We start from the raw sequence: 9606 nt of genomic DNA on the forward strand, positions 1-9606 counted from the left end.
CTTGAATACGTCCGCCTTACTCACTTCCGTCTCAATTTCCTTATTTTCGTTTCCGTTACCCACTTCCGTCTCAATTTCCTTATTTTCGTTTCCGGGCTGATCTTTATTACCACTATTTCCTTTGCATCCAGTGAATATAATGAGAACAGCGGTAAAAAATATCGATAAAAGCACAACTTTCTTCATTTTGATACCTCCCCCGGATTGTAAAATCAAGTTGAACATATCATGCAAAAGTCCATAAGGCTCCTCTTTGGTAGAATGTAAGTGACGAAACTTCATTCACAAGGAGGAAATCCCTATGAATCCTCTACATTCTAATACAGCTGATCACAGAAAAGGACAACATCTTTCATTTGAACACCGGGTTTTGATTTAAACACGCCTCAACGATGGTTGGAGTCCCAATAGAATCGCCAAGGAAATCGGCTGTGTACCGAACACTGTCCACAACGAGATCAAGCGCGGAACAGTGGCATTGTATAAAGGAAATATTCTCCGCTACAAAGCCACTGCCAGACAAGCCGCATACGAGAAAAATCGAAAGGTGTGCTGCCGGCACTACGATTTCCTCGAGAAATTCGATTTCATCTCGTTTGTTGAGAAGAAATTCTTCGAAGACGGATGGTCGCTGGATGCTTGCGTCGGCTATGCATTGAACGAAGGGCTGTTCACCAGAGGGCAGATTGTCTGTACTAAGACACTCTATAGCTATGCTGATCTCGGACTGGTTGGTATAAAGAATATCATTCTTCCCGAGAAGCTGCGTAGATCTCCAAAGAATGCAAAAACCGCGAAAACAAACGTATTCTTGGGCGTTGTATCGAAGAACGACCAGCAGAAGCAAATGACCGCAGCCAGTTCGGACACTGGGATGAGACCTTCAAGACAATTACGACAGACAACGACTCCGAGTTCTCGAGGTTGTCCGAGCTGGAAGACTTGAGCAAAACACTGGTCTACTTTACCCATCCCTATACCTCTTGTGAGAAGGGACCCGTAGAGCGTCATAATGGTCTGATCCGCAGATTCATCCCCAAGGGAAAACGAATTGATAGCTACTCCGACGAACAGATTGCTCAGATTGAGATCTGGTGCAATGGCCTTCCACGGAAGTCGCTCGGCTACCGCACCCCAGATGAACTCTTCGAGGACAAACTTGACAGAAATTACTCCTGTGTTGCCTGATGAACGATTCAACTGTCCATGTTCAACTTGTTATTGCAATTTACGATTTGGCAGAGAGCATTTGCACCCTCTGCTTTTTCAATCCCTTGACATACAAGGCTTTCAAGGCACAAAAAAACGATACGGCAACTGATAACTTGAATCAATTACCGTATCTGCTTTGTAAAACAGAGAGGCATTTATCGAATACGTCTCACTTTATATAAGTGCGATATGTGTCAAGCAGCCTCTCTGTGTGGTCTAATGAACTGTATACGCCCCTTGAGCACTGGTAGATTTAACTGAGCTGTAGATGCAACACACTATGCCTTATTGGTGGAGCCTAGGTTGTCCATATGAGCCATAACAACTGCTTTGATGTTTTCCATACCCAAAGCTGCAGGCTTTTTGGGATCAAAATTGGCAGGATTGCTCGCCATATAATCCATATAGCCTTTGGAATAAGCCTGGCGAAGTTCGGTAGCGTAGTTCACTTTGCAGACGCCGTTTCGAATTGCCTCAGCAACTTGATCATCAGGAACACCAGAAGTGCCATGGAGAACGAGGGGGATTTCCAAACGGCTACGAATGGCCTTGAGCACGCCCTGCTCAATATGAGGAGTGCCGTGATAAACGCCATGAGCAGTTCCCACCCCTACCGCAAGGCTCGTGCAATGGGTGCGCGCCACAAACTCCTCTGCCTCGTAGGGATCAGTATAAGGATTTTCGCCTGCAACCATAGGGCCATCGTCTTCCTTGCCGCCGACTTTGCCGAGCTCTGCTTCAACAGGCAGATTAATGGCCTGGGCAATCCTTGTAACCGATGCTGTGAGGGCGATATTGTCCTCAAAAGAAACGTGGCTGCCGTCGATCATAACCGAGGTATAGCCCGCGCGAATTGCCTGGACACAACGATCAAAGCCATCCCCATGATCCAAATGCAGCGCGACGGGAACACTTGCCGCTTCAGCAGCAGTGCGCACCATGGCAACAAAGTAATCCAAGCTCGCATATTTCACAGATCCAGGCGTGGTTTGCAAGATAACTGGCGAGTTCTTCTCCTGTGCCGCTGCGACAACTGCCATAACGAACTCGAGATTTTCGACATTAAACGCACCAACTGCATAATGACCAGCCTGTGCATCGAGCAACATGTGCTTGGTATCAACAAACATGAGGCACCCTTCTTTTTCGAAATGAGCTTGCTTTATACTTTCGTTACCACAAGACTTACTTGCTTATATGTAAAATAAGAAAGTAAGAAATCTTGCTTTTCTCTTAAGAGCTAAGCTCATTTTAAGTCGTTTGGATTTTAATTTTTGCCTTCATTTATGCAGGTATACAGCGTATTTTAGATATATTTGAAATGCTGTGATAGGCGTTTGCTTTCTTTTATATGCCGCAGAATGATATCTCTGAATTTTTTGTCTTAACGCAATAAAAGAAAAGCTATAAACTTGTTTTGAGAAAGAAAAGCGAAAGCACATCTTCTTCATATTCGTAAAGAGGAAAGCATATGACAAAGAAGCTCGCAAACAACACAGCACCTACTAATCTTTCTTTTGTCGAAGATCGTCGCGCCGAAATCATGAACACTATCGACCAAAAGGGGAAAGTTCGCGTTGATCAGCTTGCGGAGCTATTTGGTGTTTCGCGCGTAACTATTCGTGGGGATCTTGATGCGCTGAGCCGTGATGGGCGTCTCAGGCGCACACATGGAGGAGCGGTTGCCCTTTCAAAAACCGTAACCACATCCGTACAGGAGCAACGCATCAACGTTAATGCCGAAGCAAAACGTCGCATTGCTCTCCGAGCAGCACAGCTCGTAGCTAATGGGAGCTCGATTTTGCTGGATTCTGGTACCACTGCGATTGAGCTTGTGCGTGCGTTAAATAATCACAAGGATCTGACTGTGGTCACCAATGATCTGAGTGTTGCTGATTTAGTGGACCGCTCAATGCCCGCAGCTGATGTGATTTTTCTTGGCGGTCTGCTGCGCAAAGGGCACCGCTACGTCAGTGGTCCTCTTACTTTGCGCTCGCTCGATTCGCTGCGCCCTGATATTGCTTTTGTGTGCCCCACTGCCTTTGTTCCCCAGCGTGGATTTATGACAAACAACCAAGCAATGGCCGCTCTCAAAGAGGCGTTTTGCCACTGTGCAGACAAGACCTATATTTTGATGGACTCCAGCAAGCTCGGTGCAACAGGGCTGCTACGTTTTGGAGATGTCAATGACGTCGATGCTATTGTTACCGAAGCAGACCCTGCTGGCCTCATTGCTGCTGCGGCAGAAAATGGAGGCGCCCAACTTATCGTGGCATAGCGCTTTTGGTATGGCGCTCTCATAGGCACTCTGACATGGCAGCCCATGCTATCGACAAGGGCTCGAGGAGCAGCAGCGTCAACACTACGCGCGACCGAGAAGAGCATTAAGTTTGGCACGCGTCTTGGGGTCCAAGCGGTCTTCAACAGTCATGTGCGCATGCGTACGCTCATCGAGCTCACGTGCAACTTCATAATCAACGCGTTCCATTTCTTGCACAAGCAAAGCACTCGAAATCTTGGTAACTGATGATGCATAAGGACCTAGTCCAGCCGTCGAGCGAATTGTCCTGTCGGAAGTCACCAACGCAACATCTCTGCCCGCCCGACGTGCCTGTGAACAATAGCGCTCGATAACTGAATCGGCACTTTCGCCTTGCTCGGAAAATACAATTTTGATACCAGCGGCCTTCATTATGGGGCGTTCGGGTGAGAGATTTTGCGCAGCATCATACACAATCACAGCCTCGTAGCTACCCTGTGCATACGCAGCAACATCGGCAAGCAAAGCTTCACGTGCACGCTCAAAAGGGTCGACGTCAATCGAGCCGCCACCCGACGCACGCCCGCTACCGCCAGCAGACATGTGTACAGGATGGTCATCCTCATCTATCAAATCTTCGTAGCGGGGAGTTGCACGTAACACGTTGTAGCCATCAACAACAAGCAGGGCTTTTCTTGCCACGCTACTCAGCCTCCGAAACACGGCGAAGCCATTCATAGCACATCACAGTTGCTGCCTGCGCTACGTTAAGCGACTCAATATGTCCACGCTGAGGCAATTTGCAGCCAAAATCACAGTGCTCCATCACAAGACGGGATACACCGTCGCCCTCAGATCCCATAACTAACGCAAGACGTCCTCCCATAGGAGCCGACCACACACTATCCTCAGCATGTTCGGTCGCAGCACAGGCCCAAAAACCCACTTCTTTGAGTTTATCAAGCACTGCAGGCAGATTGGCTACCTGCACTACGGGGATATGCATAACAGCACCAGCAGAGGTTTTATATGCGCCAACACCTACACCAGCCGCGCGCACCTTTGGAATGATAACGCCAGCAGCTCCCACTACCTCGGCAGATCGAACGATAGCACCAAGATTGCCCTGGTCGGTGACATGATCAAGTACGACAACGAGAGCGTCCTTATCGCCAGCGCGTTCAATCACATCAGACAATGAAGCATAGCGATAGGGCGCCACCTGACAGGCAATGCCTTGATGCGCACCATGTGATGACAGCACATCAAGACGGTCGCGCGACACTTCCTCAACAGGAATGCCTGCAGCAGACAATTGCTTGACAAGACTTCCTAATGACGCGTCACCTGTAGCAACCAACGCCCGTTTCAGTGGAACTCCCGCTTTAAGGGCTTCAGCACAAGCGCGACGACCCTCGATATAGTCTGCACCTAAACGACGCTCGCTCGAACGGCGAGCAGCTGTATGACGATTGTCACCACGATGCTCATGGGAACGTCTACCACTCGCATTGCGCGTATTACCACGTCGTGAGTCGTTCTGCTTGTCCGAACGAGACGAGCTCTGACGAGCATCTTTTCTTGGCTGCTTGTTATTCAAAATCTACACCCCATCTCTAAGCGCATAGCGCCAGAGAGTCGATTACTTCTTTGCACGAAGACGAGCACCAGCTGATGTGTCTTCAACTACGAGCCCCAGCGCGGCAATGCCATCGCGAATAGCGTCGGCGATACCCCAGTTTTTCTGAACGCGCGCAACTTGGCGAGCAGCCAGTAGTGCTTCTGCTGCCTCAGTCGCAGAATCACCAGCATAGCCTGCCTGCTCACGCGCAAGATCAATGAGACCCGCAGGCAACTCTTCTTCATCGCGGGAAAGCTCGATACCCAACACCGCAGCAAGCTCGATAATGGCATCGGAAGCGCGCAGTGCCAGTGCAGTCGAAATCTCAGCACCTGCAACATCAAGATAGCTATTTGCAGCTGTAACCAGCGCAAAGATGGCCGCTAATCCACCGGCAGTGTTAAAGTCATCATCCATTTGGGTGACAAATTCGCTATGGGCCTCATCAATAGCAGCACCAAGGGCACGATCCTGCTGGGTCAAAATGCCATCCTGAGGAGCATTCTGTGCTGCCCAACGTAGATTTTTAACACAAGTCTGTAAGCGCTCAAGCGTACCCACAGCACCATCCAAGCGCTCAAAAGAAAAGTCCAATGGTGAACGGTAGTGGGTCTGCAACATCAAGAGGCGCACCGCTCCTGCAGGATACTTATCCAAAACTTCCTTGAGCGTGTAAAAATTGCCTAAGCTCTTAGACATTTTTTCACCCTCAACGCGCAACATGCCTGTATGCATCCAAGTATGTGCCAAGGGTTGACCCCACGCACAATAGGACTGAGCAGTCTCATTTTCGTGATGCGGAAACACCAGGTCTGCGCCGCCGCCATGAATATCAATGGGAGTACCTAAGTAATGATGAATCATTGCGCAACACTCGGTATGCCAACCTGGACGACCTTCACCCCAAGGCGATGGCCATGAGGGCTCGCCTGGCTTTGCAGCCTTCCATAACGCAAAATCTAAAGGATCGCGCTTGTCGGTATTTTCCTCGACACGAGCTCCTACCTGCAGCTGATCGATATTGCGACCAGACACCACGCCATAGCGATTGTCACTTCGTACAGAGAAATACACATCTCCCGACTTGACCACGTAGGCATGCTCACCTTCAATCAAGGTTGAAATCATATCCTGCATAGCAGCAATCTCACGCGTTGCACGGGGGCGAATATCTGGATCGAGCACGCCTAAACGATGCATCTGCTCGATAAAGGCGCAGGAATATTCCTCAGCAACCTCAGCGGCAGTGCGGCCCTGCTCATTTGCCCGATTGATAATCTTGTCATCCACATCAGTAAGGTTCTGCGCAAAGGTGACCTCATAGCCTTTGTAGGTGAGATAGCGACGAATCACGTCAAACGCAAGGAAGGTGCGACCGTTGCCAATGTGAATCTGATCATAAACCGTAGGGCCACAAACATACATGCGCAGCTTGCCAGGCTCGATGGTCTTGAGTTCTTCTTTACGGTGATTTTGGCTGTTGTAGACGAGCATAAACACTCCTCGATAGTAGTCGTGTGCTGATTTTAACGCGCCTGTGTGACAGGCGGATTCAAGACCTGTTTTTCTTCAAGCAAAACCACAGCCCACGCAGCAATTCCCTCACCTCGGCCCACAAAACCCAGATGTTCGGTTGTGGTGGCCTTGACACCCACCTGCTGCAAATCCAGCTGCATCGCAGTAGCGAGACGTTCGCGCATCATCTGACGATAAGGTGCCAAGCGCGGCGCTTGGGCAGCAACCGTACAGTCCGCATCCATAATCTGCCAGCCATTATCGAAAAGCAGAGTACACACGCGTTGGAGCAGCACAATCGAGTCTGCATCTTTATATGTAGGATCACTATCGGGAAACATCTGTCCGATATCGTTGGCGCCCTCAATGCGAGCAGCACCAAGCAGGGCATCCATCAGGGCATGCGTTAACACGTCGGCATCTGAATGTCCTGCAAGTCCACGCTCTGATTTCACGGTAGTACCACCCAAAATACAGGGACGTCCCGATGCGGCATCAGCAAACGCATGCACATCAAAGCCATGTCCAATACGCATATCCTGTCCTTTCAAAGCCGACGTCAAGCCAGCTTAATTTTCCTAAAAGCCACAACCTTCTTGTGACAAGCGCTGTTCAAGGAGTGCTTCTGCCAAAAGTGCATCTTCAGGAAGCGTCACTTTGAGGTTGTTGTTTCCGCAGTTTACACACGCAACACGCCCACCTTGTCGCTCAACAAGGGATGCATCATCGGTGCCTGCAAATCCCTCTTGCGCTGCCAGGCGATACGCCTCAAGCAGAGCTGCCCGATGAAAAATTTGAGGTGTCTGAGCACACCAATAAAAACTTCTGTCAGGAGTCGAGATAACCGTTGTTCCTTCCACAAGCTTGAGCGTATCAATTGAAGGTGAGGCGGCAATCGCACCAGCAAGCATGGCATCTTGCTGTAGCTGATCAATGCAGGCTTCAAACGCTTCAGGCCGTGCAAGTGGTCGTGCCCCATCATGCACGGCAATAAGTTTGCAATAAGAAGGAACACGGCTCAGGCCATGGGCCACCGACTCCTGCCGAGTCGCCCCGCCTTCGACATAGCAAATGGGGTGGATAAGCGTGAGCGTATCTTCGATGAGCTGTTGGGTCTGTGCAATATATCCTTCAGGCGTCACCACAACAAGCAAGCGTACCGAAGCAGCGCGGTCAGCCGCCAGGACCGACCAACACAAGATCGGCATACCAGCAAGCGATACATATTGCTTGCCTGCAGGGTCTCCAAAGCGCCGACCAAGACCTCCCGCAACTATGATTGCGCAGGTAGACCTATCAGCGCTGGCATTGCCTTGGCGCTGCTCCTGTGCAGCGTTTGCAACCCGTGCGCCCTGCTTGCAAAGCTCATCGCAGTAACTCATACACGGTTCCCCTGCATACGCTGCAGCGTATCAAGCAAAATATTGGGATTGCGCACGCCTAAATCACCAACATGTTCGGGATGCGCTGCAATAGCGTCAATCAAGCGACGCAGTGATCCATACTCATTGACGAGCTTGTCGGCCACACCATCGCGCACCACCGAGACATTACTCAGCGTGCGCAGACCCAAAGAGGTAAGAGGTGAATCTTCGCTACGGTCTTCAAAGCCCAAAGCCGCAGCGACTGTCTTTGCAGAACGCATTTCGCCATTGCGCATCTCGTGGAAAGCGCGACGTATTGCGCGGGCGTTTTCCTCGGTAGAATCGGCTGCATAGTCACGAATCATCAGGGTGTACGTCTCGTCCATGTCGCCCACAAACTCGTCACGCTGCATTGCAATGGTGCGTCCCTCCGACCCAAGCTCCGTAATCACACCGCTCAGCTCCTGCGACTCGGTCATCAGCACTTCAAAGAGGTAGAGCACATCAGTAACATCACGCATCGTAACGTAATCATCAAGCTCAAGCGTTGTCAAGCGAAGCAGCCCGTGATCAAGCCGCGTACGCGTATTTTGCATCGAGACCAGCAGTTGGTTGACCATGCCCATTAATTCGGGAACAGTGCGCATTTGAGTGCCGCGGCCATCAATAAAAAATGTGACAACCTGACGACGCTGCGACACAGAAATCACCAACGCTTTGGTCAACAAACTCATACGCGCGGCTGTGCGGTGGCGCATGCCCGTCTCGGATGTTGGCAACGATGGATCGGGATTGAGGTGATAATTAGCACGCAAAATCCTTGTGAGATCTTTGTCCACTACGATGGCGCCGTCCATCTTTGCGAGTTCAAAAAGGCGGTTTGCCGTAAACGAGATGTCAAGCTTAAAACCATCATCACCAGCAGCGATAACATTTTCTACGTCACCGATACAGATAAGTGCACCAAGATGAGCGGCAATAATCATGTCAAGCGCATGGCGAAGAGCCGTGCCAGGAGCAGCTTGGCGTATTGCTTCCTCAAAACGCTCTGCGGTAGTTTTTTCGTTGTCAGTTGGCGCGAGTATGTCCATGCACTACCTCCATATGCGAAGACGATCTGCGTCGATTCTGTTCATACCCTTACTAGTATAAGACGGTCTGAGGCTCCAAACAGCGGTCTCTTCCTCTTCCCCAGTCTTCTCATGATGGCATGTAGCCGCAACTGTCCTTACTTTTGTCTTGCCGAATCCCATGCGCCTTAATCCCCTGTGCCCTCATCCCCTGCGCCTTTAACGTTCTCGCATCAGAAGATACCACCGTCCTGCAAGAAAAGGATCATCATACTCAGCGACAAACTCAAGTGTCCTGGTTTTTAATGCAATGGATGAGTTAATTGCCAGCTTTATCCTAAGCTGAGATTGAGTTAGATAAAGACAGGACGTGCGGGAAATATACACATCCGCGCTAGAAGCCTGCTCTGTGGATGCTAGGTGCCAAAAGCCACGTTCTACTTCACTTTTTTGCCAAAAGCCACGTTGCGTTTCACTTTTTTAGCCAAACGCCACGTTTCATTTCATGCGAAAAAATCTACCTGGGCAAACGTTAAGCCCTTTGAAACAGAGTGTGGCTTTTGA

The 9606-nt window shown here is 50.1% G+C and carries 9 protein-coding genes and 1 pseudogene; 2 read left to right on the forward strand and 8 right to left on the reverse strand.

Annotated features, from left to right (window positions below):
* The coding region (locus tag Q0X25_RS05570) for a hypothetical protein (RefSeq protein ID WP_298579721.1) at window positions 1–186 on the reverse strand (186 nt) is incomplete at its 3' end.
* A gap of 115 nt (window positions 187–301) precedes the next feature.
* On the opposite strand from Q0X25_RS05570, the pseudogene Q0X25_RS05575 reads away from it, so the two are divergent.
* Window positions 302–1188: pseudogene (locus Q0X25_RS05575) on the forward strand (IS30 family transposase).
* A gap of 302 nt (window positions 1189–1490) precedes the next feature.
* On the opposite strand, the gene Q0X25_RS05580 reads toward Q0X25_RS05575, so the two are convergent.
* The gene (locus Q0X25_RS05580; protein WP_298579724.1) at window positions 1491–2342 is read right to left on the reverse strand and encodes a class II fructose-bisphosphate aldolase; all 852 of its coding nucleotides are present in this window, start codon (window positions 2340–2342) and stop codon (window positions 1491–1493) included.
* Between the two features lie 341 nt (window positions 2343–2683).
* Between Q0X25_RS05580 and Q0X25_RS05585 the strand changes: the two genes are divergently transcribed.
* Window positions 2684–3490 (forward strand): DeoR/GlpR family DNA-binding transcription regulator, encoded by an 807-nt coding sequence (locus Q0X25_RS05585; protein WP_298579725.1) that lies wholly within the window; start codon window positions 2684–2686, stop codon window positions 3488–3490.
* An 84-nt stretch (window positions 3491–3574) separates the two neighbouring features.
* Here Q0X25_RS05585 and Q0X25_RS05590 read toward each other — a convergent pair whose 3' ends face one another.
* Genes Q0X25_RS05590 through disA form a run of 6 tightly spaced genes read right to left on the reverse strand, consistent with a single transcriptional unit; the run spans window position 3575 to window position 9063 of the window.
* Entirely contained in the window at window positions 3575–4174 is a 600-nt protein-coding gene (locus Q0X25_RS05590) for an NYN domain-containing protein (protein WP_298579728.1), read from the reverse strand.
* A 1-nt stretch (window position 4175) separates the two neighbouring features.
* Window positions 4176–5072 carry a 23S rRNA (guanosine(2251)-2'-O)-methyltransferase RlmB gene (gene rlmB, locus Q0X25_RS05595; protein WP_298579731.1) on the reverse strand — a complete coding sequence of 299 codons (897 nt, stop codon included), beginning with the start codon at window positions 5070–5072 and terminating at the stop codon, window positions 4176–4178.
* 42 nt (window positions 5073–5114) lie between these two features.
* Window positions 5115–6587, reverse strand: a complete 1473-nt coding sequence (gene cysS / locus Q0X25_RS05600; protein ID WP_298579735.1) for a cysteine--tRNA ligase — start codon at window positions 6585–6587, stop codon at window positions 5115–5117.
* 32 nt (window positions 6588–6619) lie between these two features.
* Entirely contained in the window at window positions 6620–7144 is a 525-nt protein-coding gene (ispF, locus tag Q0X25_RS05605; RefSeq protein ID WP_298579737.1) for a 2-C-methyl-D-erythritol 2,4-cyclodiphosphate synthase, read from the reverse strand.
* Window positions 7145–7186: 42 nt separating this feature from the next.
* A complete protein-coding gene (gene ispD, locus Q0X25_RS05610; RefSeq protein ID WP_298579740.1) occupies window positions 7187–7990 on the reverse strand; it encodes a 2-C-methyl-D-erythritol 4-phosphate cytidylyltransferase in 804 nt (267 codons plus the stop codon).
* A complete protein-coding gene (disA, locus tag Q0X25_RS05615; RefSeq protein WP_298579743.1) occupies window positions 7987–9063 on the reverse strand; it encodes a DNA integrity scanning diadenylate cyclase DisA in 1077 nt (358 codons plus the stop codon). Before disA ends, ispD begins: the two co-directional genes overlap by 4 nt.
* Between the last annotated feature and the right edge of the window lie 543 nt (window positions 9064–9606).

The organism is uncultured Olegusella sp., from assembly GCF_947253395.1.
In the GTDB taxonomy this organism is placed as follows: Bacteria; Actinomycetota; Coriobacteriia; order Coriobacteriales; family Atopobiaceae; genus Olegusella.

Bases quoted from the DNA above. Each gene is read 5' to 3' on its own strand.
- Q0X25_RS05585 (WP_298579725.1), top strand. From the start codon at position 2,684: ATGACAAAGAAGCTCGCAAACAACACAGCACCTACTAATCTTTCTTTT.
- ispF (WP_298579737.1), bottom strand. From the start codon at position 7,144: ATGCGTATTGGACATGGCTTTGATGTGCATGCGTTTGCTGATGCCGCA.
- ispD (WP_298579740.1), bottom strand. From the start codon at position 7,990: ATGAGTTACTGCGATGAGCTTTGCAAGCAGGGCGCACGGGTTGCAAAC.
- Q0X25_RS05580 (WP_298579724.1), bottom strand. From the start codon at position 2,342: ATGTTTGTTGATACCAAGCACATGTTGCTCGATGCACAGGCTGGTCAT.
- disA (WP_298579743.1), bottom strand. From the start codon at position 9,063: ATGGACATACTCGCGCCAACTGACAACGAAAAAACTACCGCAGAGCGT.
- cysS (WP_298579735.1), bottom strand. From the start codon at position 6,587: ATGCTCGTCTACAACAGCCAAAATCACCGTAAAGAAGAACTCAAGACC.